At 66.8% G+C, this 23,710-nt stretch carries 25 protein-coding genes and 1 pseudogene; 17 read left to right on the top strand and 9 right to left on the bottom strand.

Annotated elements, in window-relative coordinates:
• A pseudogene (locus tag FEZ61_RS24370) lies at positions 1 to 134 on the top strand (IS110 family transposase); the annotation flags it as partial.
• A 347-nt stretch (positions 135 to 481) separates the two neighbouring features.
• Here the strand turns inward: FEZ61_RS24370 and rapA are convergent.
• Entirely contained in the window at positions 482 to 3,316 is a 2,835-nt protein-coding gene (gene rapA / locus FEZ61_RS07700) for an RNA polymerase-associated protein RapA (protein ID WP_173148071.1), read from the bottom strand.
• 106 nt (positions 3,317 to 3,422) lie between these two features.
• On the opposite strand from rapA, the gene FEZ61_RS07695 reads away from it, so the two are divergent.
• The 4 genes from FEZ61_RS07695 to FEZ61_RS07680 all read left to right on the top strand — a co-directional run bounded on the left by FEZ61_RS07695 (position 3,423) and on the right by FEZ61_RS07680 (position 5,008).
• Entirely contained in the window at positions 3,423 to 3,689 is a 267-nt protein-coding gene (locus FEZ61_RS07695; protein ID WP_017642152.1) for a hypothetical protein, read from the top strand.
• A gap of 3 nt (positions 3,690 to 3,692) precedes the next feature.
• Positions 3,693 to 4,277: an alpha-ketoglutarate-dependent dioxygenase AlkB gene (locus tag FEZ61_RS07690; protein ID WP_064308271.1), complete on the top strand. Its 585-nt coding sequence runs from the start codon at positions 3,693 to 3,695 to the stop codon at positions 4,275 to 4,277.
• Positions 4,274 to 4,432 (top strand): hypothetical protein, encoded by a 159-nt coding sequence (locus FEZ61_RS07685; protein WP_017642154.1) that lies wholly within the window; start codon positions 4,274 to 4,276, stop codon positions 4,430 to 4,432. Before FEZ61_RS07690 ends, FEZ61_RS07685 begins: the two co-directional genes overlap by 4 nt.
• Before the next feature lie 129 nt (positions 4,433 to 4,561).
• Positions 4,562 to 5,008 (top strand): Hsp20 family protein, encoded by a 447-nt coding sequence (locus FEZ61_RS07680; protein WP_017642155.1) that lies wholly within the window; start codon positions 4,562 to 4,564, stop codon positions 5,006 to 5,008.
• A 66-nt stretch (positions 5,009 to 5,074) separates the two neighbouring features.
• On the opposite strand, the gene FEZ61_RS07675 is transcribed toward FEZ61_RS07680, so the two are convergent.
• Positions 5,075 to 5,983 carry a LysR family transcriptional regulator gene (locus tag FEZ61_RS07675; protein WP_017642156.1) on the bottom strand — a complete coding sequence of 303 codons (909 nt, stop codon included), beginning with the start codon at positions 5,981 to 5,983 and terminating at the stop codon, positions 5,075 to 5,077.
• A gap of 93 nt (positions 5,984 to 6,076) precedes the next feature.
• On the opposite strand from FEZ61_RS07675, the gene FEZ61_RS07670 reads away from it, so the two are divergent.
• From FEZ61_RS07670 to aroQ, 6 genes are read left to right on the top strand one after another with little or no spacing between them, the layout of a single operon-like run.
• Positions 6,077 to 7,027 (top strand): ketopantoate reductase family protein, encoded by a 951-nt coding sequence (locus FEZ61_RS07670; protein ID WP_017642157.1) that lies wholly within the window; start codon positions 6,077 to 6,079, stop codon positions 7,025 to 7,027.
• Entirely contained in the window at positions 7,024 to 7,419 is a 396-nt protein-coding gene (locus FEZ61_RS07665; RefSeq protein WP_017642158.1) for a VOC family protein, read from the top strand. Before FEZ61_RS07670 ends, FEZ61_RS07665 begins: the two co-directional genes overlap by 4 nt.
• A gap of 8 nt (positions 7,420 to 7,427) precedes the next feature.
• On the top strand, positions 7,428 to 7,886 hold the full coding sequence (locus tag FEZ61_RS07660) for a MaoC family dehydratase (protein ID WP_173148069.1): 459 nt from the start codon (positions 7,428 to 7,430) through the stop codon (positions 7,884 to 7,886).
• On the top strand, positions 7,883 to 9,115 hold the full coding sequence (locus FEZ61_RS07655; protein ID WP_173148067.1) for a CaiB/BaiF CoA-transferase family protein: 1,233 nt from the start codon (positions 7,883 to 7,885) through the stop codon (positions 9,113 to 9,115). The genes FEZ61_RS07660 and FEZ61_RS07655 overlap by 4 nt, the downstream gene beginning before the upstream one ends.
• Complete coding sequence (aroE, locus tag FEZ61_RS07650) at positions 9,112 to 9,930, top strand: shikimate dehydrogenase (protein ID WP_173148065.1); 819 nt, start codon at positions 9,112 to 9,114, stop codon at positions 9,928 to 9,930. Before FEZ61_RS07655 ends, aroE begins: the two co-directional genes overlap by 4 nt.
• 8 nt (positions 9,931 to 9,938) lie before the next feature.
• Entirely contained in the window at positions 9,939 to 10,382 is a 444-nt protein-coding gene (aroQ, locus tag FEZ61_RS07645) for a type II 3-dehydroquinate dehydratase (RefSeq protein WP_173148063.1), read from the top strand.
• 180 nt (positions 10,383 to 10,562) lie between these two features.
• Here aroQ and FEZ61_RS07640 read toward each other — a convergent pair whose 3' ends face one another.
• Entirely contained in the window at positions 10,563 to 11,069 is a 507-nt protein-coding gene (locus FEZ61_RS07640) for a cupin domain-containing protein (protein WP_173148061.1), read from the bottom strand.
• 87 nt (positions 11,070 to 11,156) lie between these two features.
• On the opposite strand from FEZ61_RS07640, the gene FEZ61_RS07635 reads away from it, so the two are divergent.
• The 6 genes from FEZ61_RS07635 to FEZ61_RS07610 are packed head-to-tail and all read left to right on the top strand — an operon-like array spanning position 11,157 to position 18,570.
• Entirely contained in the window at positions 11,157 to 13,382 is a 2,226-nt protein-coding gene (locus FEZ61_RS07635) for an ABC transporter substrate-binding protein (RefSeq protein WP_173148059.1), read from the top strand.
• Positions 13,379 to 14,356, top strand: coding sequence for an ABC transporter permease (locus tag FEZ61_RS07630; protein ID WP_017642166.1), 978 nt, complete (start codon positions 13,379 to 13,381; stop codon positions 14,354 to 14,356). Before FEZ61_RS07635 ends, FEZ61_RS07630 begins: the two co-directional genes overlap by 4 nt.
• 5 nt (positions 14,357 to 14,361) lie before the next feature.
• On the top strand, positions 14,362 to 15,819 hold the full coding sequence (locus FEZ61_RS07625) for an ABC transporter permease (protein WP_173148058.1): 1,458 nt from the start codon (positions 14,362 to 14,364) through the stop codon (positions 15,817 to 15,819).
• Positions 15,816 to 17,468: a dipeptide ABC transporter ATP-binding protein gene (locus FEZ61_RS07620; RefSeq protein WP_173148056.1), complete on the top strand. Its 1,653-nt coding sequence runs from the start codon at positions 15,816 to 15,818 to the stop codon at positions 17,466 to 17,468. Before FEZ61_RS07625 ends, FEZ61_RS07620 begins: the two co-directional genes overlap by 4 nt.
• Positions 17,465 to 18,001, top strand: coding sequence for a GNAT family N-acetyltransferase (locus tag FEZ61_RS07615; RefSeq protein WP_173148054.1), 537 nt, complete (start codon positions 17,465 to 17,467; stop codon positions 17,999 to 18,001). Before FEZ61_RS07620 ends, FEZ61_RS07615 begins: the two co-directional genes overlap by 4 nt.
• The gene (locus FEZ61_RS07610; RefSeq protein WP_173148052.1) at positions 17,998 to 18,570 is read left to right on the top strand and encodes a GNAT family N-acetyltransferase; all 573 of its coding nucleotides are present in this window, start codon (positions 17,998 to 18,000) and stop codon (positions 18,568 to 18,570) included. Before FEZ61_RS07615 ends, FEZ61_RS07610 begins: the two co-directional genes overlap by 4 nt.
• 38 nt (positions 18,571 to 18,608) lie before the next feature.
• Here the strand turns inward: FEZ61_RS07610 and FEZ61_RS07605 are convergent, their stop codons facing one another.
• The 6 genes from FEZ61_RS07605 to FEZ61_RS07580 form a co-directional block, all read right to left on the bottom strand.
• Positions 18,609 to 19,820 carry a nitrate/nitrite transporter gene (locus tag FEZ61_RS07605; RefSeq protein ID WP_064308266.1) on the bottom strand — a complete coding sequence of 404 codons (1,212 nt, stop codon included), beginning with the start codon at positions 19,818 to 19,820 and terminating at the stop codon, positions 18,609 to 18,611.
• A 340-nt stretch (positions 19,821 to 20,160) separates the two neighbouring features.
• Positions 20,161 to 20,676: a DUF4142 domain-containing protein gene (locus tag FEZ61_RS07600; RefSeq protein WP_064308265.1), complete on the bottom strand. Its 516-nt coding sequence runs from the start codon at positions 20,674 to 20,676 to the stop codon at positions 20,161 to 20,163.
• A gap of 123 nt (positions 20,677 to 20,799) precedes the next feature.
• On the bottom strand, positions 20,800 to 21,555 hold the full coding sequence (locus FEZ61_RS07595) for a hypothetical protein (protein WP_173148050.1): 756 nt from the start codon (positions 21,553 to 21,555) through the stop codon (positions 20,800 to 20,802).
• Positions 21,555 to 21,749, bottom strand: a complete 195-nt coding sequence (locus tag FEZ61_RS07590; protein ID WP_064308263.1) for a hypothetical protein — start codon at positions 21,747 to 21,749, stop codon at positions 21,555 to 21,557. The genes FEZ61_RS07595 and FEZ61_RS07590 overlap by 1 nt, the downstream gene beginning before the upstream one ends.
• Before the next feature lie 94 nt (positions 21,750 to 21,843).
• Positions 21,844 to 23,085 carry an alanine transaminase gene (gene alaC / locus FEZ61_RS07585; protein ID WP_173148048.1) on the bottom strand — a complete coding sequence of 414 codons (1,242 nt, stop codon included), beginning with the start codon at positions 23,083 to 23,085 and terminating at the stop codon, positions 21,844 to 21,846.
• Positions 23,086 to 23,159: 74 nt separating this feature from the next.
• Complete coding sequence (locus tag FEZ61_RS07580; RefSeq protein ID WP_173148047.1) at positions 23,160 to 23,603, bottom strand: hypothetical protein; 444 nt, start codon at positions 23,601 to 23,603, stop codon at positions 23,160 to 23,162.
• Positions 23,604 to 23,710: the final 107 nt, after the last annotated feature.

Raw genomic sequence — 23,710 nt, 5'->3', positions numbered from 1 at the left:
CGCTGTATGAACGACTACTGGCACGCGGCAAAGCCCGAATGAGCGCCTTGGGCGCTGCCATGCGCAAACTGCTGCAGATCGCCTATGGCGTGCTCAAGACGCAGCGACCTTATCAACCACGACAGGCCCTTTAGAGGACCTGTTGTGATTGATGGGAGAGATGGTATCTACGGGGGTGAAGCCAAGGCGATAGATCCGTAGGTTGGGTTGAGCGCTAGCGAAGCCCAACAGGCGTTATCCGGCGCCCGCCTGTGTTGGGCTTCGACGATGAGACTGTCTCAGCCCAACCTACGGGGTGAAGCCAAGGCGATAGACCCGTAGGTTGGGTTGAGCGCTAGCGAAGCCCAACAGGAGTTATCCAGCGACCGCCTGTGTTGGGCTTCGACGGTGGAGCTGTCTCAACCCAACCTACGGGATGACGCCGAGGCGATGGACCCGTAGGTTGGGTTGAGCGTCAGCGAAGCCCAACATTGCGGCGGGCTTAGCCCGCCACCAGCACCCGAATGGCTTCCAGGCGCAGCGAGGCCTTGTCCAGGTAGGTCAGGCCTTCCTCGCGCTGCTGGCGCAGGCGGTCGATCTCGTCCTGGCGGACACTGGAGTTGACCGCGCGCAGGGCTTCCAGGCGGGCGATTTCCTCGTCCATGCCCGAGAGGTACGCCTGGCGTGCCTTGGCCACGCGTTCCTCGTGGCGCGGCAGGGCCTTGCCTTCGCCGCCGCCGATCAGCTTGGCCAGGGAGTCGCGCTGGGCCTGGACGAACTTGTTGGCGCTGGTGCGTGGCACGCTTTCCAGCTGGTCGTTGAGGGTCTCGAAGGCCACCCGGGCGGCCAGGTCGTTGCCGTTGGCGTCCAGCAGGCAGCGGATCGCCAGCGGCGGCAGGTAGCGACCCAGTTGCAGGGCGCGCGGCGCCACCGCCTCGCTGATGTAGATCAGTTCCAGCAGTACGGTGCCCGGCTTGAGCGCCTTGTTCTTGATCAGCGCCACGGCGGTGTTGCCCATGGAGCCGGACATCACCAGGTCCATGCCGCCCTGGGCCATGGGGTGTTCCCAGGTCAGGAATTGCATGTCCTCGCGAACCAGGGCCACGTTGCGATCGTAGGTGATGGTCACGCCTTCGTCGTCGCCGAGGGGGAAGCCGGCGTCGAGCATCTTCTCGCTGGGCTTGAGGATCAGGGCGTTGTCGGAGTGGTCCTCGCTGTCGATGCCGAAGGCGTTGAACAGCTCTTCCATGTACATGGGCAGGGCGAACTGATCGTCCTGCTCGAGGATGTCCTCGACCAGCTGCTCGCCGGCACCGGCGCCGGAGGAATTGAGCTCCAGCAGGCGGTCACGGCCGTTGTGCAGCTCGGTTTCCAGCGCCGCGCGCGCCTGGGCGCCCTGTTCCAGCAGCGCCTGCCAGGTGGCGTCATCGCCGCCGGCCAATTGCTCTTCCAGTTCGCTGGCGAAGCGCGCCTGCAGGGCGCTGCCGGTGGGCGAGGTGGCCAGGAAGGCGTTCAGTGCCTGGTGGTACCACTGGAACTGGCGTTCCTGGCGGCTGCCTTCGAGGTAGGGCACGTGCAGCTGGATGGTGTGGCGCTGGCCGATCCGGTCCAGGCGGCCGATGCGCTGCTCCAACAGGTCCGGGTGGGCCGGCAGGTCGAACAGCACCAGGTGATGGGCGAACTGGAAGTTGCGGCCTTCACTGCCGATCTCGGAGCAGATCAGCACCTGGGCACCGAATTCCTCGTCGGCGAAGTAGGCGGCGGCGCGGTCGCGTTCGAGGATGCTCATGCCCTCGTGGAACACCGTGGTCGGGATGCCGGACTTGAGGCGCAGGGCGTCTTCCAGATCCAGAGCGGTTTCCATGCGCGCGCAGATGACCAGCACCTTGTGCGGCTTGAGCGCCTTGAGGGTGTCGATCAGCCATTCGACGCGGCCGTCGTGGCGCCACCAGCGGTCGTTGTCGTCTTCCGGGGCGAATTCGGTTTCCGGTTGCAGCGACTGGCCGGGCATGACGCCCTCGTCCAGGTAGGCATCCGGGAAGGGCAGGGCATGGGCGTGCAGCTCGCGCTCGGGGAAACCCTTGACCGCGGCGCGGGTGTTGCGGAACAGCACGCGACCGGTGCCGTGGCGATCCAGCAGCTCGCGCACCAGGCGGGCGCGGGCCTCGGCATCGCCGGCTGCAGCCGCCCCCAGCAGGGTCTCGCCTTCCTGGCCGAGGAAGCCACCGATGGCGTCCTGGGCAGCCGGGCTCAGGGCGCCGGCATCGAGCAGTTCCTGTACCGCTTCGGCCACCGGGCGGTAGTGCTGGGACTCCTGCTGGAAGGCGGCGAAGTCATGGAAGCGGCTGGGGTCGAGCAGGCGTAGACGGGCGAAGTGGCTGTCCTGGCCCAGTTGTTCGGGGGTCGCGGTCAGCAGCAGCACGCCGGGAATGACCTCGCCCAGTTGTTCGACCAGGCTGTATTCGCGGCTGGCGCCCTCGGGGTGCCAGACCAGGTGATGGGCTTCGTCGACCACCAGCAGGTCCCAGCCGGCGGCGAAGGCGGCATCCTGGGCCTTTTCGTCGCGTACCAGCCAGTCCAGGGAGACCAGGGCGAGCTGGGCATCCTCGAACGGATTGCCGTCTTCGCTGGCCATGAAGCGCTCGGCGTCGAACAGCGCGACTTCCAGGTTGAAGCGGCGGCGCATCTCCACCAGCCACTGGTGCTGGAGATTTTCCGGGACCAGGATCAGCACCCGGCTGGCGCGACCGCTGAGCAGCTGGCGATGGATCACCAGGCCGGCTTCGATGGTCTTGCCCAGGCCCACCTCGTCAGCCAGCAGGACGCGCGGCGCGACGCGGTCGGCCACGCTGCGGGCGATGTGCAGCTGGTGCGGGATCGGCTGGGCGCGGGTGCCGCCGAGGCCCCAGAGGCTGGACTGCAGCAGACGGTTGCGGTGCTCGTGGGTGTGGTAGCGCAGGCCGAACCAGGGCAGGGGATCGATCTGCCCGGCGAACAGGCGGTCGCTGGCCAGGCGGAACTGGATGAAGTTCGACAGCTGGGCCTCGGGCACGCTGCGTGCCTCGCGCTCGGCGGTGAAGCCGTGATAGGTCAGCAGGCCATCCGCTTCGGAGACCTCGCGCACGGTGAGCTTCCAGCCCTCGAAATGGGTCACCTCGTCGCCCGGCGCGAAGCGCACCCGGGTCAGGGGCGCATTACGCTGAGCATACTGGCGCGTCTCACCGGTGGCTGGATAGAGCACCGTGAGCAGGCGGCCGTCCAGGGCCAGGATGGTTCCCAGGCCCAGTTCGGCCTCGCTGTCACTGATCCAGCGTTGTCCCGGTTGATGTGACGCCATGTAGAAGCCTCTCCCCTGCTATCAAAAAGCCGGCTATTTTAGCCAAAGCGGAGTCATAAGCCCAACCTGCTGTTTGCCGCAGGCCGCTAAATTCGAGGTGCCCGTCATGATCCCCATCATTCCACCCCTTGGCGTGACCCCACCGAACCAGTTGGACCCGGCCCCGGTACGCCCACCCGTGGCCCCGGTGGCGCCCGTGGAACCGGCGGCCGAGACGGCCCATGCGCCCCTGGAGGACGAAGCCACTCTGGATCGCGAGGCGCGTCGTCGTCGCCGGCAGCGCGAGGCCCTGCGCCAGGGCCTCGGCGCCGAACGTGCCCAGGCCCTGGAAGAGCCGGAGCAGGTGGGCGTCCAGGTGGACCTGCGGGTCTAGCCCATGGTCGAGCACCTGGAGCTGCAAGACGCCGAGCTGGCCTTCTACCCGCAGTGGCTACCTCTGGAACAAGCCGACGCCTGGTTGCAGCAGCTGGAGGACGAAACCCCCTGGAGCCAGCCGCAGGTGCGGGTCTTCGGGCGCTGGCACCCGGTGCCGCGGCAGGTGGCCTGGTACGCCGATCCCGGCGTGGTCTACGGCTATGCGGGCCTGGATCATGCCGCCTTGCCCTGGACGCCGCTGTTGCAGCGGATTCGCGACGCCGTCGCGGCGGCCTGTGGTCAGGCCTTCAACGGCGTGCTGCTCAACCGCTATCGCGACGGCCAGGATTCCATGGGCTGGCACAGCGATGACGAGGCCAGTCTCGGCGCCAATCCGCTTATCGCCTCGCTCAACCTGGGCGCTGCGCGACGTTTCGATTTCCGCCGCAAGGGCAGCAGCCGCATCGGCCATTCCCTGGAACTCGGTCACGGCAGCCTGCTGGTCATGGGCGGCGCGACCCAGCATCATTGGCAGCACCAGATCGCCAAGACCCGCAAAGCCAGCGGGGTGCGGCTGAATCTCACCTTTCGCCGGATAGCCCCATGAGCGACGACAGCAATCTCATCGACTTCACCACCGAGCGCGGCAAGCGCATCCACGACCTCAAGGAGCGTCGCCTGCAGGAGGTGCGCTCGGCCTTCGAGCAGGCCCTGCCGCTGGCCGCAGCCAAGAAGAAAAAGCGCAAGCCGAAGAAGAAATAGCGGCACTACCGTTCGTCGGGATTGGCCCTTGAAATTTTTTGGGGAATTCCTATCTAGGTTCGTGCGGGATGCCGAAGTCGGGTCCCGCAGGCAACAACGAAACTTGCTGAACCTATCAGGAGATTCACCATGAGCAATGTACTGTCCCTGGCCCCGCTGTTCCGTCATTCCGTTGGCTTCGACCGGTTCAACGACCTGTTCGAATCCGCGCTGCGCAACGACGCTGGCAGCTCCTATCCGCCCTACAACGTCGAGAAGCACGGTGACGACCAGTATCGCATCGTGATCGCCGCCGCCGGTCTCCAGGAAGATGACCTGGACATCGAAGTCGAGCGTGGCGTGCTCACCGTCAAGGGTGGCCGGCGCGAAAACAGCGCCGAGAGCGTGACCTTCCTGCATCAGGGCATCGCCCAGCGCGCCTTCAAGCTGTCCTTCCGCCTCGCCGACCATATCGAGGTGAAGGGTGCCGATCTCAAGCACGGCCTGCTGAGCATCGAGCTGGTGCGGGTGATCCCGGAAGAAGCCAAGCCCAAGCGCATCGCCATCTCCGGCCAGCGCCCGGCCCTGGACAACTGATCGTCCAGGCGTCCTGCCCTAAAGCCCCAGCCCTGAGCTGGGGCTTTTTCGTTTCTGGCCGCTGCGCTAGCGGCTGTGACCGAAGAGCTCCAGCAGCACCCCACGCAACCAGCGGTTGCCGGCCTCCTGGTGATAGCGCGCATGCCAGTGCTGCCTGACCGCGAAACCCTCGATCGGCACCGGGCACTCATGGACCTTGAGACCGTAGGTGGCCGCCAGAGTGGTGCCGATATGCCGGGGCAGGGTGACGATGAGGTCGGAGCTGCCCACCACCGCGCCAACCCCCAGAAAGCCCGGTAGCTCCAGCACGATGCGGCGCTGCACCCCGGCTCTGACCAGGCCTGCTTCCAGCAGCTTCTGCCCGGTGCCGGCACTGACCAGCACATGGCCCTCCTCGGCGTAGGCCGCGGCCGTCAAGCGCTCGCCGAGGCGTGAATGGCGGGCGCTGACCAGGCAGACCCAGTCCTGGGGAAACAGCAGTTGCTGATAGAGGCTGCCGCCCAGCCAGGGAATGAAGCCGATCGCCAGGTCGGCTTCGCCGATCTCCAGGGCCTGTTCGGTATTGCCGTCGATCCGTGCGACCTCCAGGCGTACCCCGGGCGCCACCTCCCGCAGCTGCGCCAATATCCGTGGCAGCAGGGTGATGTGGCTGGCATCGCTCAGGCAGAGGCGGAACAGCCGCTGGGCGGTGGCGGGCTCGAAGGCAACCTCCCAGGCCACCAGCCGACGCAGGGATTCGAGCACTTCCCGACAGGGCGTGATCAGGGCTTCGGCTTGCGGCGTGGGCTTCATGCCGCCCGGTGTGCGCACGAACAGCGGATCACGCAATTGCTGCCGCAGCTTGCCGAGCCAGAGGCTGATGGTGGGCTGGCTCTGGCCCAGTTGCTCGGCGGCCCGGGTCACGCTGCGGGTGCGATAGAGCACCTCGAACAGCATCAACAGCTTGGGTTCGGGCAGGCCGTCCGTAGGCAGCATTATCAGAATTCCTGATGGGTGGATTGAGGTCTTTGTATAGCTCAATAGGGGCCGTGGGCCTAGGGTTAGGGCGGAAACAAGGAGTCCTCTCCCATGAAGATCTGCATCCTCGGGGCCGGTGCGCTGGGCAGCACCTTTGGCGCCTGGTTGAGCGAGGCGGGGCATGAGACCTGGCTGCTCAACCGCCCCAATGCCCATATCGAGACGGTCATCCGCGACGGCCTGGACATCGAGACCGCCGCTGGCAGGCGCCGGGTTCAGGTTCGGGCAGCGGTCAGTGCCGAGGCGGTCGGGGTAGTGGATCTGGTGGTGGTGTTGGTCAAGTCCTTCGCCACCACCGCGGCCATGAGCCAGGCCCAGGCGCTGGTCGGTCCCCACACCCTGGTGCTGTCGCTGCAGAACGGCCTCGGCCATGAAGAATTGTTGGCCGAGATCGTCGGCCAGGAGCGGGTGATCGCCGGCAAGACCTATGTCGGCGGCGTGCTGCTCGGCCCCGGGCGGATCCGTAGCGGGGTGGCGGGCAAGCGCACGCTCATCGGCGAACTCGACGGTCAGCTCTCGGCACGCGTCCAGGCCGTTGCCGCCGTCTTCGAGGACGCCGGGCTGGCCACCACGGTCAGCAGCAACATCCGCGGCACCCTCTGGGACAAGTTGCTGGTCAACGTCGCCACCGGTGCCCTGACCGGCATCACCCAACTCACCTATGGCCAGCTCTACAGCGAGCCGCAGCTGCGCGACACCGCCTTGCAGGCGGTCGCCGAGGCCATCGCGGTGGCGCGCGCGGCCGGCGTCGAGCTCGGCCTGCGCGAGCCGCAGGCGGCCTGGGAGCTGGCGCGCGAAGGCTTGCCGCCGTCCTTCAAGACCTCCCTGCTGCAGAGCTTGCAGAAGGGCTCCATCACCGAAATCGACTTCATCAACGGCGCGGTGGTGCGGCTCGGCCAGCAGTACCGCGTGCCCACGCCGGTCAACGCCACCCTGGTCGCCTGCATCAAGGGCATCGAGCGCGCCCTGGCCGATCGACAACAAGAGGACGCCAAACCATGAGCATTCCCAAGGCCTATCTGGAACACGTGGCCATCTGGGTGAAGGACATCCACTGGCACATCCGCTTCTTCCATGAGGTGTTCGGCATGACCCTGCGCGAGGTGCAGGGCCCGGTCGAGGCGCCCAGCCAGTACTGGACGCTGGGCGGCATGCAGTTCATGAGCAAGCCGGACTTCGCCGGCCCGGAAGGACGCCTGGGCCATCTGGGGCTGATGTGCGAGGACCTCGACGCCGCCCTGGCCGCGGCCCGGCGCTTCGAGGGCGTGGAGCAACTGCCCCAGGGCCCTAACTGGCTGCGCCTGCCCGATGGCCTGGCGCTGGAATTCATCCAGGCCGTGCCGGCCCGCGCCGTGCACGACGCCCTGGCCGTCAACGCCCGTCAAGCCGAGTGAAAGCGACCATGACCGTACCAGAAAGATACTTCGAGGATGCCCGCGAAGGTGACGAGGCGATCACGCCGACCTACCAGGTCACCAAGGAACGCATCCTGGCCTATGCCGACCTCACCGGCGACCACACCCCGGTTCACGTCGACGAGGCCTATGCCAATGCCAGTCACTTCGGCGGCCTGGTTGCCCACGGGCTGATGGGATTGTCCATCGCCGACGGCCTCAAGACCCAATGCGACTACCGCTTCCTGCCAGGGGTGTCGCTGGGCTGGACCTGGGACTTCCTGCTGCCGATCCGCGTCGGCGACGAACTGCACGTCAGGCTGCGCGTGGGCGCCATGCGCCCGAGCAAGAGCAAGCCGGGCTGGGGCATCGTGGTGCTGCCCTCGGAGCTGATCAACCAGAAGGGGGAAGTGGTTCAGTGCGGCGAACACCGGCTGATGGTGCCGCGGCGGGAGGGCGTGGTATGAGCCAGCCATTGCCACTGCAAGGCCTGAGGGTCATCGATTACAGCCACTTCCTCGCCGGCCCCTATGTGGGGCGCTGCCTGGCGGCCTTGGGCGCCGAGGTGATCAAGGTGGAGCGCCCTGGCAGCGGCGATGCCGGTCGCCAGCACGCCTTCGTCCTGGATGACCAGCAGAGTGGCTATTTCCTGCAACTCAACATGGGCAAGCAGGGCGTCAGCGTCAATATGAAGAACCCGCGCGGCAAGGCCTTCATGCAGCAGCTGTGCGACAGCGCCGACGTCTTCATCGAGAACTACCGGCCCGGCGCCCTGGACAGGCTCGGCCTGGGCTATGCGGAGTTGTCTGCGCGCAATCCGCGACTGGTGTATTGCTCGATTTCCGCCTATGGCCACACCGGGCCCGACGCGCACCGCGCCGGTTTCGGGCTGATCGCCGAGGCCAAGAGCGGCATCATGCAGATGGTCGGCACGCCGGGCGAGGCGCCGCCGCTGCTGCGCATCTCCCTGGGCGACATGTACACCGGCGCCCATGCGGTGGCCGCCATCAATGCGGCGCTGCTGGGCCGGGTCACCAGCGGGCGCGGCCAGCACATCGACATGGCGCTGTATGACACCCTGGTATCGATGCACGAGTACGCCGTGCAGTGCTATACCCTGTCCGGTGGCGAGATCCTGCCGCAGCAGACCGGCCACGACATGCCCACCTCGACCCTCTATGGCGTGTTTCGCGCCCGAGACGGCGACCTGGTGATCGCCGCCCAGGTGGACGACTCCTGGAAGCGCTTCGCCGCGCTGGTGGAGCAGGACGCGGGCCAGCCCGGTTTCGGCAGCGACCTGCGCTTCCACACCTCCACCGGCCGCAACGCCCATCGCGAAGCCATCCTGCCCATCGTCAAGGCCTGGGTGGCGGCCAATCCGGTCGCACGGCTGCTGGCCCTGCTCGATGAGATCGACGTGCCCTGTGCCAAGGTGCAGCGCATCGACGAGGTGATCGAGGATCCCCAGATCAAGGCGCGCGGCATGATCCAGGAACAGCAGCACCCGCGCTTCGGCACCCTGCGCATGCCCAATCTGCCATTCCGCTTTTCCGGGTGCGACACCACCATCCAGCAGGTGGCACCGGATCTCGGCGAGCACAACGCTGCCGTCGCCCAGAGCCTGGGCTACAGCGCGGAAGAGATCGCCCGGCTGCAGGCCGATGGCGTGCTGTTCAGCCAGGAGCCCTGGGCATGACCGACCACTACGCGGTGATCGGCCGCCCGATCAACCACACCAAGTCGCCGCTGATCCATGGCCTGTTCGCCGCCACCACCGGGCAAGACCTGGAATACGGCGCCATCGAGGGCTCGCCGGAGGACTTCGCCGGCGACGTGCAGCGCTTTCGCGCCCAGGGCGGGCAGGGCCTGAACGTGACCGCGCCGTTCAAGCTGCAGGCCTTCCAGCTGGCCACCGAGTCCAGCGAGAGGGCACGTCTGGCCCGGGCGGCCAATGCGCTGAAGTTCGAGGGCGAGCAGGTGCTGGCGGAGAACTTCGATGGCATCGGCCTGCTGCGCGACATCGAGGTCAACCTCGGCCAGCCCCTGGCTGGCAAGCGGGTGCTGTTGCTGGGCGCCGGTGGTGCGGTGCGTGGCGCCTTATTGCCCTTGCTCGCGGCGAAGCCGACGGAGCTGGTGCTGGTCAATCGCGACGGGCAAAAGGCGACGGCGCTCGCCCAGGAAATCGACCATCCGCTGCTCAGCCTAAAGAGCTACGCAGCGTTGGAAGGGGAGACATTCGATCTGGTGATCAATGCCACCTCCGCCAGTCTGGTCGGCGAACTGCCGTCGGTGCCGGCCGGCGTCTTCGCCCAGGCCGCGCTGGCCTACGAGCTGGCCTATGGCAAGGGGCTGACGCCTTTCCTGCGTCTCGCCCGCGAGCAAGGCGTGGCGCAGCTGGCGGACGGCGTGGGCATGCTGGTGGAACAGGCCGCCGAAGCCTTCGCCTGGTGGCGCGGCGTGCGCCCCGAGACCCGGCCGGTCATCGACCAGCTGACCCTTCCCCTGACCTGAGCGAACCCATGAAGATCCTGATGCTGCACGGTATCAACCACAACATGTTCGGCAAGCGCGATCCGCTGCAGTACGGCACCGTGACCCTGACGGAGATCGACGCCAGGCTAACGGCCCTGGGTGCTGAACTGGGCGTCGAGGTGGAAAGCTTCCAGAGCAACCACGAAGGGGCGATGGTGGAGCGCATCCATCGGGGCTATGAGGAGGGCGTCGACGCGGTACTGATCAACGCCGGCGCCTGGACCCACTACAGCTACGGCATCCGCGACGCCCTGGCGATCCTCACCGTGCCGGTGGTGGAGCTGCACATGTCCAACATCCACGCGCGGGAAGGCTTCCGGCATCACTCGGTATTCGCCGAGATCGTCCTGGGGCAGATCGCCGGCTTCGGCGTGGACAGCTACCTGCTGGCGCTGCGCGCGGCGGTGAGCGCGGCCCAGGCCAGGCGGTAGTGAACCCCTGGCCCTCTTCCTCGAGTAGAGGGGAGCTCCCGTAGGTTGGGCTGAGGCGGTTCTATCGCCGAAGCCCAACAGGCGTGGATAACCATCGACACCCAGGTGTTTGGGAGCAGGCCATGTTGGGCTTCGCTGCGCTCAGCCCAACCTACGAAAACAGGCCGCCAACGGGTGCCGCTATTCATCGGACGCCTGCGCCCTACCCAAATGCGGCCCCAACTCCCGCTCAGGGCAGTCCCGCCACTGCTTATCCCCAAGACTCGCGGTGAATTCCGGATGCAGCGGATAATGCAGCCGATTGTCCGCCCGGCTGGTATCGCCCACCACCAGCAGCTCCACCGGCTCCGCGGTCTCGTTGATGAAGGTATGGGCGACGCCGTCGCCGGCCTTGAAGCCCACGCCGTCACCCGGCTTGAGCCGGTGGGCGTGACCGTCGATCCAGGCGGTGGGGTGGCCGGCGATCACATAGATGAATTCGTCCTCGGTGGCCTCGGCATGGGGCCTTGAGGTACGCCGGCCAGGTGGCAGCCATTCATGGTGGATGCCCAGGCGGGCGAAGCCGAAGTGGCGGCCGAAGGCGGCGCCCAGGGAAAAGCGCTCGTCACTGCCGGGATAGCCCGGGCCGTCGGGGGCCTGGAGCTGGGACCAGTGGACGATCTTGTCGAAATCTTTCCGGGATTGCATGGGGTGCTGCGCCTCGCGGGAAAATAGCTCAAGCTTGGTCGTTTAGGCGGACATCACCGCCCAGATCTCTTTCGGTAGCGGAACGCGATGCCCAGACTGTCCAGACACCTTCTCGCGCTGTCGACCCTCGTGCTGCTCGGGGGGTGCTCACCCGCTGATACGCCGATCAACAGCCCCTATCGCGCCGGGGCGGAGGGCCAGAATACCCTCTATACCGCCTTTACCACCCGCTCGCCGAAATACTTGGATCCCGCCAGCTCCTATTCCGGCGACGAGACCAATTTCACCTACAACATCTATGAGCCGCTCTATGGCTATCACTATTTCAAGCGGCCCTATGAGTTGATCCCCCGCGGCGCGGAGCGGGTGGTCGCACCCTATTACCTGGACGCTCAGGGCCGGCGCCTGCCGGACGATGCGCCGCCGGCGCAGATCGCCCAGAGCGTCTATGACATCCCCATCCGCCGCGACGCCCGCTATGCGCCCCATCCGGCCTTTGCCCGCGATGCCCAGGGCCACTACCGCTATTTCCCGATCACGCCCGAGGACCTGGCCGACCGCTACCAGATTCCCGACTTTCCCGAGACCGGCAGCCGCGCCGTCACCGCCGCCGACTACGCCTATGGCCTGCGCCGCCTGGCCAGTCCGCGGCTGGTGTCGCCCAGCTACGCGATCTTCGCCGAGCACCTGGTAGGGATGCAGGCCTTTGGCGATGGCCTGCGCGCCGCCGACAAGGCCCTGCGCGCCAGCCTGCCCAAGGACGCACCGCTACCCTGGCTCGACCTGCGTCAGGGCGAGCTGCCCGGGGTCGAGGTACTGGACGACCACACCCTGCGGCTGCGGGTGATCGGCAAGTACCCCCAGTTCAACTACTGGCTGGCCATGACCTTCGCCGCGCCGGTGCCCTGGGAGGCGGAGCGCTTCTACAGCCAGTCGGGTATGGCCGAACACAATCTCAGCCTGAACAGTTGGCCGGTGGGCAGCGGGCCCTATCGCCTCGCCGAATCCATCCCCAATCGCCGCCATGTGCTGGAGCGCAATCCCAACTACCGCGCCGATCCCTATCCCTGCGAGGGCGAGGCCGAGGATCGCGAGCAGGGCCGGCTGGACGACTGCGGCAAGCCCATGCCACTGATCGATCGGGCGGTGTTCAGCCTGGAAAAGGAAGGGGTGCCGCTGATGGGCAAGTTCATCCAGGGCTATTACGACGCGCCGCAGATCGAGCGCGGCGAATACGGCGTGGCCTTGCGCACCCGCGCCGGCGACTCGCTCGACTCCGCCGAGCTCTATCGCGAACGTGGCCTAAAGTTGCCCACCGCGGTGGAGGCCTCCAACTGGTACCTAGGTTTCAACTGGCTGGATCCGGTGGTGGGGCAGGGTGCCACGCCCGAACAGCAGGCGCGCAATCGCAAGTTGCGCCAGGCGCTGTCCATCGCCTTCGACTGGGAGAGCTACATCACCGTCTTTCTCAACGGCAACGGCCTGGTCGCCACCGGCCCGCTGCCGCCGGGCGTGCTGGGCTATGAGCCGCCGCCGGCCGGCACCAACCCCGTGGTCTATCGGTTGGTGGACGGCAAGCCCGAGCGGCGGCCCATCGAGGAAGCCAAGCGGTTGCTCGCCGAAGCCGGCTACCCCGACGGTCGCGACGTCCAGAGCGGGCGACCGCTGATCCTGCAATACGATGCCCAGAGCAGTGGCGACAGCGCCATGTTCGACTGGATGCGCCAGCAGACCGCCAAGCTGGGCATCCAGCTGGAGCTGCGCGGCTCGGACTACAACAGATTCCAGGACAAGATGCGCAAGGGTGCGGCGCAGATCTTCTTCTGGGGCTGGAACGCCGACTATCCCGATGCCGAGAACTTTCTCTTTCTCTTCTACGGTCCCCAGGGCAAGGCCAAGCATGGGGGCGAGAATGCCGGCAACTACAGCAATCCCGAATTCGACCGGCTGTTCGAGCAGATGAAGAGTCTCGACGACGGCCCGGAAAAGGTGGCGTTGATCCGGCGCATGGTCACCATCGTGCAACAGGACGCGCCCTGGCTGTTCGGCTGGAATCCCCTGTCTGGTGGCGCCTACCACCAGTGGGTCTACAACGCCAAGCCGACCCAGATGGTGCGTGACCAGCTGCGCTACCTGCGCCTGGACCCGGCCCTGCGCGAGCGCAAGGTGCTGGAATGGAACCAGCCGGTGCTCTGGCCGCTGTGGTTGCTGCTGGGCGTGGCCCTGCTGCTGGTCTGGCCGGCCTGGCGCATCCTCAAGCGCCGCGAGCGGCAGACCGCCTTTGGCGACTCGGCAGGGGAGGAGCGGCCATGATCGGCTATCTGCTGCGACGCCTGGCCTATGGCGTGCTGATCCTCATCGGGGTGAATCTGCTGACCTTCGTGCTGTTCTTCACCGTCAATACCCCGGACGACATGGCGCGCCTGGCCATCGGCGGCAAGTACGTCACCGCCGACGCCATCGAGGACTGGAAGGCGGAGCACGGCTACGACAAGCCACTGCTGATTAATACCACCCGTGAAGGCGTCGAGCGATTCACCGATACGCTCTTCTTCGAACGGTCGGTCAGTCTGCTGGTGTTCGATTTCGGCACCGCCGACAACGGACGCGACATCGGCCGGGAGATCGCCGAGCGCGCCGGACCGAGTCTGGCGCTGGCGCTGCCGACCTTTGTCCTCGGTCTGCTGGCCAGCGTCGGTTTCGCCCTGCTGCTGGTGTTCTTTCGCGCCACCCGGCTGGACTTCTGGGGCGTGGTGCTCTGTGTGGTGCTGCTGTCGATCTCCTCGCTGTTCTACATCATCGCCGGCCAGTGGCTGTTCGCGAAGATCCTGCGGCTGGTGCCCTATTCGGGCTATGAAGAGGGCTGGAACCTGTTGCGCTTCCTGGCGCTGCCGGTGGTGGTGGCGGTGATTTCCGGCCTGGGCAGCCAGGCGCGCTTCTATCGCGCGCTGTTTCTCGAAGAGATCGGCAAGGACTATGTGCGCACCGCCCGCGCCAAGGGCCTGGCCGAGCGCCAGGTGCTCCTGCGCCATGTACTGCGCAATGCGGCGCTGCCGATCCTTACCGGGGTGGTCTCGGCCATTCCGCTGCTGATCATGGGCAGCCTGATCGCCGAATCCTTCTTTGGCATCCCGGGCCTGGGCAGCTACACCATCGACGCCATCAACGGCCAGGACTTCGCCGTGGTCCGCACCATGGTGTTCCTGGGGTCGGTGCTCTACATCGTCGGCCTGATCCTGGCGGACCTGTCCTACACCCTCGCCGATCCGCGCGTTCGCTTCAGGTAGCCGCCATGCCGAAATTCGTCTTGCTCTGGACCGACCTCGCCCTCTACCTGCTGGTGGCCGGCAGCCTGTTCTATGCCTGGCGTGCGCGTCGCCAGCCGGCGCTGCGCGCCAGTTGGCGACGGGTGCTGCAGGATGCCCCGGCGATGAGCGCGGCCGTGGTGCTGGCCAGCTTCGTCACCATTGCCCTGCTGGATTCGGTGCACTACCGGCCGCAGTTGCCGGCCGCGCCCGGTGCCACGGCGCCGATCTATTCGCCCACGGTGCTCTCCGCCTTCGATGGCCTGCTGGCCGACACCAGCCTGACCCAGCGCGAAAAGACCTATTCCGCACCCCTGGCCACCCACCAGTTCACCAAGGAAACCTTGGGCACCAGCGCCGAGGGCACGCCGCTGCGCGACTTCCCGCGCCTCAAGCACGCCGGCACCACCCTGGGCGATCCCGCCCGCGAATGGCGTGGCGACGTGCTCCGGCGCCTGGGGCTGGGCCTGCTCGGTGGTCTGGGGTTGGCCCTGGCCACCGCGGCCCTGGTGGCGGCGCGGCTGCGCGAAGGGGGCAGCTTCGCCGCGCGTACCGGACTCATCCTGCGCGGCCATACCGCCACCCCCTGGCGCGCCATCCTGCTGACCTGGCTGGGCGTCTGCCTGGTGGCCGGCAGCGTGATCGCCCTGGCCAGCGGCTATCACGTGCTGGGCACCGACAGTACCGGCAACGACGTCCTCTACCAGTCGCTCAAGAGCATCCGCACCGCCTTCGTCATCGGCAGCCTGACCACCCTGGCCATGCTGCCGCCGGCGATCGTTTTCGGCCTGGCCGCCGGCTACTTCAAGGGCCGGGTGGACGACGTCATCACCTATCTCTATACCACCCTGACCTCCATTCCCGGGGTGCTGCTGGTGGCGGCCTGTGTGCTGATGATGCAGGTGTTCATCGACCGCCACCCGGAGCTGTTCGACACTGGTGCGGCGCGCGCCGACCTCCGGTTGTTCATGCTCTGCCTGATCCTCGGCCTCACCGGTTGGGCCGGGCTCTGTCGGCTGCTGCGCGCCGAGGCGCTCAAGCTACGCGAGCTGGAATACGTCCAGGCGGCGCGCGCCTTCGGCGTCTCCCATTTCACCATTCTGCGTCGGCACCTGCTGCCCAATGTCTTCTACCTGGTGCTCATCACCCTGACCCTGGAATTCTCCAGCCTGGTGCTCTACGAGGCGGTGCTGTCCTACCTGGGGATCGGCGTGGACCCGACCATGAATTCCTTTGGCTCCATGATCAACGACGCCCGCACCGAGATGTCCCGGACCCCCATGATCTGGTGGAATCTGCTCAGCGCCTTCGCCTTCATGCTGGCCCTGGTGCTGGCCGCCAATCTGTTCGCCGATGCCGTGCGCGACGCCTTCGATCCACGCAGTCGCCGGCTGAGGTCCGCCTGGCGCAGACGCCGACCCGGCCAGGGCGAGGTGCAGCCATGACGCCGGTGCTGGAAATCCGCGACCTGGAGATCCTGGTCGAAGGCGAGGAGGGCACGCGCCAGGCGGTCAAGCAGCTGGGGCTGGCCATCGCCCGTGGCCAGACCTTCGCCCTGGTCGGAGAATCGGGCAGCGGCAAGAGCGTCACCGCGCTGTCCCTGCTGCGCCTGTTGCCGCCCTCGCTGGGCATCACCCGCGGCGTGGCGCTGCTGGCCGGCACCGATCTGCATCGGCTGCCGGAGCGGCGCCTGCGCGAATTGCGCGGGGGGCGCGTCGGCACCATCTTCCAGGAACCCGCCACCAGCCTGAATCCGGTCATGCGCATCGGCGAGCAGATCGAAGAGACCCTGCGCGCCCATACCCCGCTGCGCGGCGGCGCTGCGCGCGCCCGGGTGGTGGATTGGCTGCGCCGGGTCGGCATTCCCGAGCCGGAGCGGCGTATCGACGACTATCCCTTCCAGTTCTCCGGTGGCCAGAAGCAGCGCATCATGATCGCCCTGGCGCTGGCCGCCGAGCCGGACCTGCTGATCGCCGACGAGCCCACCACGGCGCTGGACGTCACCGTCCAGACGCAGATTCTCACCCTGCTGGCCGACATCCAACGCGAGCTGGGCATGGCCATCCTGCTGATCACCCATGACCTGGCGGTGGTGCGCCAGGTGGCCGATCATGTGGCCCTGATGCGCCATGGCGCGATCGTCGAGAGCGCCCCGGCGGCGGAATTCTTCCAGGCGCCCCGGCATCCCTATGCCCGCGAGCTGTTCGCCGCCATTCCCACCTTCGCCAAACGCGGCCAGACCTTGACCGGTAGCCCACGCACCCTGCCCGAGCGCCAGCCGGGCGACCGCTTGCTGGAGGTGCGCGACCTGGCCGTGCACTATCCGATCCGCCGCGGCGCCTGGGGCCGGACCCGCGACTGGGTCAAGGCGGTGGACGGCGTGAGCTTCGACCTGCACGCCGGCGAGACCCTGGCGCTGCTGGGCGAATCCGGCTGCGGCAAGACCACCACCGGCAAGGCGCTGCTGCGGCTGCTCGATGGACCGCGCATCAGCGGCAGCGCCCAGCTGGGCGGCGAGGACCTGCTCACGGCCGACCGGCGCACCCTGCAGCGGCTACGGCGGCAGATCCAGATCGTCTTCCAGGATCCCTTCGCCTCGCTGGATCCGCGCATGCGCATCGGCGCCACCCTGGAGCAGGGCTTGCTGGCGCTGCGTCCCGAGCTGGATGACGCCGAGCGCCAGCGCCGCGCCGCGGCCCTGGTGGAGCGGGTCGGGCTGCCCGGCGACACCCTGCAGCGCTTCGCCCACGAATTTTCCGGCGGCCAGCGGCAGCGCATCGCCATCGCCCGGGCGCTGATCGTCGAGCCGCAGGTGCTGGTATGCGACGAACCCACCTCGGCACTGGACGTCTCGGTGCAGGCGCAGATCCTCGATCTTCTGCGCGAGCTCCAGGCGGAGCGGGGGCTGGCCTATCTGTTCATCACCCACAATTTCGGCGTGGTCGAGTACCTGGCCGATCGCATCGCGGTGATGGACGGCGGCCACATCGTCGAACAGGGCAGCGCCGAACGGGTGCTGCGTGCGCCCGCTCACGCCATGACCCAACGCCTGCTGGCCGCCGTGCCGCGCCTGGATTTCGGGACCCCGCCATGAATTTTCCACCGCGCATCGCCCTGGCCGACTTCGCGCTGGTCTGGCCGCAACCGCGCCTGGCCGAGGCTTTCGCCGAGGCGCTGAACTGGAGCTATGCCGAGCATCGCCGCTTCCTCGGCTGGGCCCGGGAACACACCACGGTCGCCCAGGCCCGCGACAGCCTGCTCGCCGCGCGCGGTGCCTTCACCCTGGCCCAGGGCGAGAAACGCTACTTCCTGGTGCGCGGTCACGCGTTGCTCGGCTGCCTGGGGCTCACGCCACTGGACGGCGGGCGGCGCTACGAGATCGGCTACTGGCTGCACAGTCTGCATACCGGCCAGGGCCTGATGACCACCGCGCTGCGCTACTTCGTCGAACAGCGCGGCGAAGTGGGGCTCTATCTCACCACCTCGGCCGCCAACGACTCCAGCCAACGGCTCGCCGAACGGGTGGGTTTCCGGCGCGTGCGGGTGCTGGAAAACGATCGGCAAGGTCCGGACGGGCAGCGCTGCGCCACCTGGGTCTACGAATTGCCGCCGGAGACGAAGCGATGACCGCTCTGAGCATTCCGCTGCAGTATCCACCTCGCTTCACCGTGACCGAGGCGGTGGAGCTGATCGACCTGACCCTCGCCGATCCCGCCGCGGTAGCCGACTACTATCGGCGCAATCGCCAGCACCTGGCCCAGTCGATGCCACGGCGCTCCGATGGCTTCTATACCCTGGCCCAGTGGCAGGGCCAGGCGGCCGCCTATCGTGCCGGTGGACCGGGCCTGAGCGATTTGCGCCTGGTCCTGCGGGCAGGGCCGCTGGTCATCGGTACGGTTAATTTCAGTCAGATATTCCGGGGTGGTTTCCAGGCCTGCTACCTGGGCTACGGCCTGGATGAAGCCTGGCAGGGACGCGGGCTGATGCGCAATGCCGTCCGCCTGGGCCGCGATTTCGTCATCGCCGAGCTGGGCCTGAATCGCATCATGGCCAACCATCTGCCGGACAACCTGCGCAGCGCTCATCTGCTCCAGAGCCTTGGCTTCGATCGCGAAGGCCTGGCGCGGCGCTACCTGGAGATCGACGGGGTCTGGCGGGATCACGTGCTGACCAGCTATGTGCGTCCCGCCCCCTGAACGACGAAACCCGGCGGATCGATCCGCCGGGTCCTGGTTCAGACGCGTGCCGCGGTGACCGCCGCCGAGCCCCAGGTGGTGCGCCAGCGGCGCTTGACGCTGAGCAGGCCGAACCAGGCGAGTACGCCGAGGGCGGCGAACAGCCAGAGGCCCAGCTGATAGTCGCCGGTGGCCTGCTTGACCGCGCCCAGGCCGGCGGTGAGGGCGAAGCCACCGATGCCGCCAGCCATGCCGATCAGCCCGGTCATGACGCCGATTTCCTTGCGGAAGCGCTGGGGCACCAGTTGGAATACCGCGCCGTTGCCGGCGCCCAGGCTGAGCATGGCCACCACGAACAGGGCCAGGGCGGCCATGGCGCTGGGCAGGTGGAAGCCCACCGCGGCGATGCAGATGGCCGCCACGGTGTACATGCCGAGCAGGGCGCGGATACCGCCGATACGGTCGGCCAGGGCGCCGCCCAGGGGCCGCATCAGGCTGCCACCGAAGACGCAGGCGGCGGTGTAGTAGCCAGCCATCAGCGGATCCAGACTGTACTGGTCATGGAAATAGCCGGGCAGGGTGCTGGCGAGGCCGAGGAAGCCACCAAAGGTCACGCTGTAGAAGAACATGAACCACCAGCTGTCCCGGTCGTTCAGAGCGCGACCGTAGTCCGCCAGCTTCTTCGGCGCCGGACGTTCCGGCGCGTTGCGGGCGCAGAGCACGAAGACCACCAAGGTCAGGATCAACGGGATCAGCGCGAAGCCGAACACGTTGGTCCAGCCAAAGGCCTTGGCCAGCGCCGGGGCGAAAAGGGCGGCGAACACCGTGCCGGAGTTGCCGGCACCGGCGATGCCCAGCGCCTTGCCCTGATGCTGCGGCGGATACCACTGCGACGCCAGCGGCAGGGCCACGGCGAAGGAGGCCCCGGCGAAACCGAGGAACAGCCCCAGCAGCAGGGTCTGCTCATAACTGTGCACGCCATGCAGCCAGGCCACCAGCAGGGCGAGAATCACCACCACCTGGCCGATGATGCCGGCGGTCTTGGGCGACAGCCGATCGGCGACGAAGCCCAGGATCAGCCGCAGGACCGCGCCTGCGAGGATGGGGGTGGCAACCATCATGCTGCGCTGCTGGGTGGTCAGTTGCAGGTCGGTGGCGATCTGCACGGCCATGGGGCCGAGCACGTACCAGACCATGAAGCTCAGGTCGAAGTAGAGAAAGGCGGCGAACAGGGTCGGCGCATGGCCGGCTTTCCAGAAACTGGGACTCATGGAGGCACCTCGGGCACGTCACGGGCATGAAAAAGGCGCCAGTCCCCCTTGCCCGTTGCCGGGAGGTGAACTGACGCCTTTGTCGGTAAGGTGACCGCCGTTGGCCACCGCTATCCGGGTCTTTGCAAGAGCGAAGCCAAGTCGTCCGAGCCCTGGCCAGATCGCGCCTGGGAGGATCGGGGGTGGGTATCAGGGGTAGGTTGCCGCCCAAAGATTGGGCGCTGCTCCAGACCTTCGCCCTTTATTGGCGCTCTACAGCGCCGTGCCATGGTCGCGACCGTCGATGTAGGTTGGGCTTCGACGATAGCGTCGTCTCAACCCAACCTACGATCCGCCGCTGTTACTTGGCGTACTTGGTCTGCAGCGCCTTGGCTTCCTGGAGGTGGTGCTCCAGCTTCGGCAGGGTTTTCTCGGCGAAGGCCTTGAGCGCGGCGTCATCGCCGGTCTTGGCTTCGTTACGGAAGATCTCGATGGTCTGCTCGTGGGCCACGACCTGATTGTTGGCGTAGGAGCGATCGAAGGAGTCGTCACGCACCTGCAGGATCATGGCCTTGGCCTTGTCCATCAGCTCGGCGTCGGTGGAGACCTTCAGCTTCTTCTCCTGGGCCAGGCTCTTGAGTTGCTCGTTGGCCTTGGTGTGGTCGTCGATCATGCTCTGGGCGAAGGTCTTGATGTCCTGGGACTTGCTCTTTTCCAGGGCCAGCTTGCCTGCTTCGATCTCGGCGATGCCCTTGGCCGAGGCGTCGTCGACGAATTCGGCCGGAGACAGCTTGTCAGCGGCCTGGGCCAGACCGGCACCGGCAGCCAGCAGGATGGCGAGGGACAGGCTGGAGGCTTTCTTCAGCATGGGCGTCATGGACGTGCTCCTGATTTTCTTGGGCAGTTAGGGAAGGGCATCACCGCAGGGCAGTGAAGGCGCCTGCAAAATGGGACCTGCCTAAAAAGTCATACGTTCCCTGGAAAACGATACGAAGCCACATCAGGTGCGGCTTACGCTTGAGCGAAACGCTTCGTAGGCGTCGAAATCGAAGCGCGTCGCCGAGACGATCTGGCTCTGTTTCAGGGTCAGGTAGATGTCCTTGCCCTTGTCCGCATAGTGGGTGGTGAAGGTCACCCAGAGTTTGTCCTTGTCGCGGTAGCCGCTCATGATCGGCTTGATGCAGACGTCCTGGTCGGCCCCTTGCGTTTCGCTCGGTTCGCCCAGGGTGGTGATGCGGCCGACGTACACCTTGCGCTCTTCCAGGGTCAGCATCAGCGTCTCCCGGTTGATCGAGGCGGTCATCAGCAGATCGTCCAGCGGACTGTCCTTGAGGATGCCGGCCAGGATGAAGGTGCGGTAGTTATCCTCGGTGAGGCCGTACTTGCGCTTGATGGTCCAGCGCGCCAGTGCGGCCCAGGCCGTGGGGATGAGCAGGGCCGTCACCGTTACCAGCAGGATCCAGGCGGCCTGCAGCGGATCGTCCAGGGTACCGGTGCGGCGCAACAGCTCGGCGAGACCGGTGAAGTAGTCGAGGGAGAAGGTCCACCCGCCCAGCGACCAGCTACGTCCCTGCAGCAATTGGGCGATGCCCAGGTGCAGGACCACGGCGAGCAGGGTGCAGAACAGACCGAAGCGGGCGCTCTGCAGATAGAGGTACTGGCCCTCGTAGCGGTGCAGGCGATAGAAGTACAACGGATGCTTGTGGCAGACGAGAAATCCGCTGACCAGGATCGGCAGGAGCAGCAGCAGGAACATCAGCGGGTGATGAGCCGCCGGGCGCGGTCCAGGTCTTCCTTGAATTCGGGGGAGTCGAAGACCTCCGCCGGATCGATGCGCAGGGTGCCGCGGCCGACCACGCGCATGGACTTGTAGGAGTTGTTGATGCTCGCGGCCAGCTTGAGATCGTCCGCCGAGGGCGATTTGAGCAGGTTGAACAGGCCTTTCAGCATGACGATATCCCGAGGGTGCACTAGGCGCTTATAGCTTGGAACACCAGAACCGGCAAGGATTCGCCGCGCCGCCGGTCGACGGCGCGGCGCGGGCTCAGGCCGGTTCGACCCCGGTTCTACGCGTGGCTGCCTTGGGCAGCAGGCCGTCGGCGCGGAACATCTGCTTGATGCCGCGCACCGCCTGGCGGATGCGGTCCTGGTTCTCGATCAGGGCGAAGCGCACATGGTCGTCGCCATAGTCGCCAAAGCCCAGGCCCGGCGAGACGCAGACCTTGGCCTCGGCGAGGAGCTTCTTGGCGAACTCCAGCGAACCCAGCTGGGCGTAGGGCTCGGGAATCTTGGCCCAGACATACATGGAGGCCTTGGGATTCTCCACCATCCAACCGGCCTCGTGCAGGCCGCGCACCAGGACATCGCGGCGCTGCTGGTATTGCTGAGCGATGTCGCGCACGCAATGCTGGTCGCCTTCCAGGGCGGCGATGGCCGCCACCTGCAGCGGGGTGAAGGTGCCGTAGTCGTGATAGCTCTTGATGCGCGCCAGGGCGGCGACCAGCTCGGGGTTGCCGACCATGAAGCCGATCCGCCAGCCGGCCATGTTGTAGCTCTTGGACAGGGTGAAGAACTCCACCGCGATGTCCTTGGCCCCGGGCACCTGCATGATGGAAGGCGCCTGCCAGCCGTCGAAGACGATGTCGGCATAGGCCAGGTCGTGCACCACCAGCACGTTGTAGCGCTTGGCCAGTTCCACCACGCGCTCGAAGAAGTCCAGCTCCACGCACTGGGCGGTGGGGTTGGAAGGAAAGCCGAGGATCATCATCTTCGGCTTGGGAATGCTCTCGCGAATGGCCCGCTCCAGCTCGGCGAAGAAATCCATGCCCTGCACCAGGGGCACCGAGCGCACCTGGGCGCCGGCGATCACCGCGCCATAAATGTGGATCGGGTAGCTGGGGTTGGGCACCAGTACGGTGTCGCCGGCATCCAGTGTGGCCAGCATCAGGTGCGCCAGGCCTTCCTTGGAGCCAATGGTGACGATGGCTTCGCTGTCGGCGTCGATTTCCACCTGATAGCGGTCGCGATACCAGTGGGAGATGGCGCGACGCAGGCGGGGAATGCCCTTGGAGCTGGAATAGCCGTGGGTGTCTTCGCGCTGGGCGACCTGGCAGAGCTTCTCGACGATGTGCGGCGGGGTAGGGCCGTCGGGATTGCCCATGGACAGGTCGATGATGTCCTCGCCCCGACGGCGTGCGGCCATCTTGAGTTCGGCGGTGATGTTGAAGACGTAGGGGGGCAGGCGATCGATGCGCGCAAAGCGGCGCACGGGACTGGAATCAGTCATGCGTTCCTCGAAGTACGTAAGCGCCCGGAACCGTCCGAGCGACGTGGGTCACGGGAGGTGACCTGCAGCGGACATTAGCCGCAGGCCGCTGCGCTTGTCGAGGACTTTGTCCGCTCCAGACGCACCAGGGGCCGCAGCGCCTCCAGCCGGGCGTCGATCAGGGGTGTGAGCAGGGCATAGCAGCCTTCCGGGCTGAGCCTGACCTGGGGCGTGTCCAGCACCTCCTTGTTCAGCCGCTCCAGGGCCTGGGCCAGCGCGGGTTCCAGCGGGCCGTTGAGCAATTGCTCGCAGAGGTATTGCAGGCGTACCCGCAACGCCAGGGGGCAGCGCGAATGCCCGGCCGCTCTTACGCCGATGCCGCGGATCAGCCCCAGATTCTCGATGGCCTGGCAGTGCTCGACCAGTGACGGCCGCTGGGGATGCAGCGCTCTCAGGCGCAGTTCCAGCAGCCGCCAGCGCTGCAGCAGGTTTTCGATCAGTTGGCAGTGGGCCTCCAGATCGGTCGGTGCCTGACGCACCTCCTGCCAGCGCCGGTACTGACCGTCGTCGTCCCATAGCTGCCACAGCGGCTCCAGGCGCTGGTGCAGGGCCGTGCGGCGCTGCTGCGCCTCACGGCTGGTCTGGC

The sequence above is a fragment of the Pseudomonas sp. MS15a(2019) genome (assembly GCF_013277805.1).
GTDB classification, from domain to species: domain Bacteria; phylum Pseudomonadota; class Gammaproteobacteria; order Pseudomonadales; family Pseudomonadaceae; genus Chryseomonas; species Chryseomonas benzopyrenica.
Note: the sequence above shows the minus strand (reverse complement) of the source record. Positions and strands in the feature narration are given on the sequence as shown.

Excerpts from the sequence above, each read along its gene's own strand:
- rapA (WP_173148071.1), bottom strand. The coding sequence starts at position 3,316 with ATGGCGTCACATCAACCGGGACAACGCTGGATCAGTGACAGCGAGGCC.
- FEZ61_RS07695 (WP_017642152.1), top strand. The coding sequence starts at position 3,423 with ATGATCCCCATCATTCCACCCCTTGGCGTGACCCCACCGAACCAGTTG.
- FEZ61_RS07690 (WP_064308271.1), top strand. The coding sequence starts at position 3,693 with ATGGTCGAGCACCTGGAGCTGCAAGACGCCGAGCTGGCCTTCTACCCG.
- FEZ61_RS07685 (WP_017642154.1), top strand. The coding sequence starts at position 4,274 with ATGAGCGACGACAGCAATCTCATCGACTTCACCACCGAGCGCGGCAAG.
- FEZ61_RS07680 (WP_017642155.1), top strand. The coding sequence starts at position 4,562 with ATGAGCAATGTACTGTCCCTGGCCCCGCTGTTCCGTCATTCCGTTGGC.
- FEZ61_RS07675 (WP_017642156.1), bottom strand. The coding sequence starts at position 5,983 with ATGCTGCCTACGGACGGCCTGCCCGAACCCAAGCTGTTGATGCTGTTC.
- FEZ61_RS07670 (WP_017642157.1), top strand. The coding sequence starts at position 6,077 with ATGAAGATCTGCATCCTCGGGGCCGGTGCGCTGGGCAGCACCTTTGGC.
- FEZ61_RS07665 (WP_017642158.1), top strand. The coding sequence starts at position 7,024 with ATGAGCATTCCCAAGGCCTATCTGGAACACGTGGCCATCTGGGTGAAG.
- FEZ61_RS07660 (WP_173148069.1), top strand. The coding sequence starts at position 7,428 with ATGACCGTACCAGAAAGATACTTCGAGGATGCCCGCGAAGGTGACGAG.
- FEZ61_RS07655 (WP_173148067.1), top strand. The coding sequence starts at position 7,883 with ATGAGCCAGCCATTGCCACTGCAAGGCCTGAGGGTCATCGATTACAGC.
- aroE (WP_173148065.1), top strand. The coding sequence starts at position 9,112 with ATGACCGACCACTACGCGGTGATCGGCCGCCCGATCAACCACACCAAG.
- aroQ (WP_173148063.1), top strand. The coding sequence starts at position 9,939 with ATGAAGATCCTGATGCTGCACGGTATCAACCACAACATGTTCGGCAAG.
- FEZ61_RS07640 (WP_173148061.1), bottom strand. The coding sequence starts at position 11,069 with ATGCAATCCCGGAAAGATTTCGACAAGATCGTCCACTGGTCCCAGCTC.
- FEZ61_RS07635 (WP_173148059.1), top strand. The coding sequence starts at position 11,157 with ATGCCCAGACTGTCCAGACACCTTCTCGCGCTGTCGACCCTCGTGCTG.
- FEZ61_RS07630 (WP_017642166.1), top strand. The coding sequence starts at position 13,379 with ATGATCGGCTATCTGCTGCGACGCCTGGCCTATGGCGTGCTGATCCTC.
- FEZ61_RS07625 (WP_173148058.1), top strand. The coding sequence starts at position 14,362 with ATGCCGAAATTCGTCTTGCTCTGGACCGACCTCGCCCTCTACCTGCTG.
- FEZ61_RS07620 (WP_173148056.1), top strand. The coding sequence starts at position 15,816 with ATGACGCCGGTGCTGGAAATCCGCGACCTGGAGATCCTGGTCGAAGGC.
- FEZ61_RS07615 (WP_173148054.1), top strand. The coding sequence starts at position 17,465 with ATGAATTTTCCACCGCGCATCGCCCTGGCCGACTTCGCGCTGGTCTGG.
- FEZ61_RS07610 (WP_173148052.1), top strand. The coding sequence starts at position 17,998 with ATGACCGCTCTGAGCATTCCGCTGCAGTATCCACCTCGCTTCACCGTG.
- FEZ61_RS07605 (WP_064308266.1), bottom strand. The coding sequence starts at position 19,820 with ATGAGTCCCAGTTTCTGGAAAGCCGGCCATGCGCCGACCCTGTTCGCC.
- FEZ61_RS07600 (WP_064308265.1), bottom strand. The coding sequence starts at position 20,676 with ATGACGCCCATGCTGAAGAAAGCCTCCAGCCTGTCCCTCGCCATCCTG.
- FEZ61_RS07595 (WP_173148050.1), bottom strand. The coding sequence starts at position 21,555 with ATGTTCCTGCTGCTGCTCCTGCCGATCCTGGTCAGCGGATTTCTCGTC.
- FEZ61_RS07590 (WP_064308263.1), bottom strand. The coding sequence starts at position 21,749 with ATGCTGAAAGGCCTGTTCAACCTGCTCAAATCGCCCTCGGCGGACGAT.
- alaC (WP_173148048.1), bottom strand. The coding sequence starts at position 23,085 with ATGACTGATTCCAGTCCCGTGCGCCGCTTTGCGCGCATCGATCGCCTG.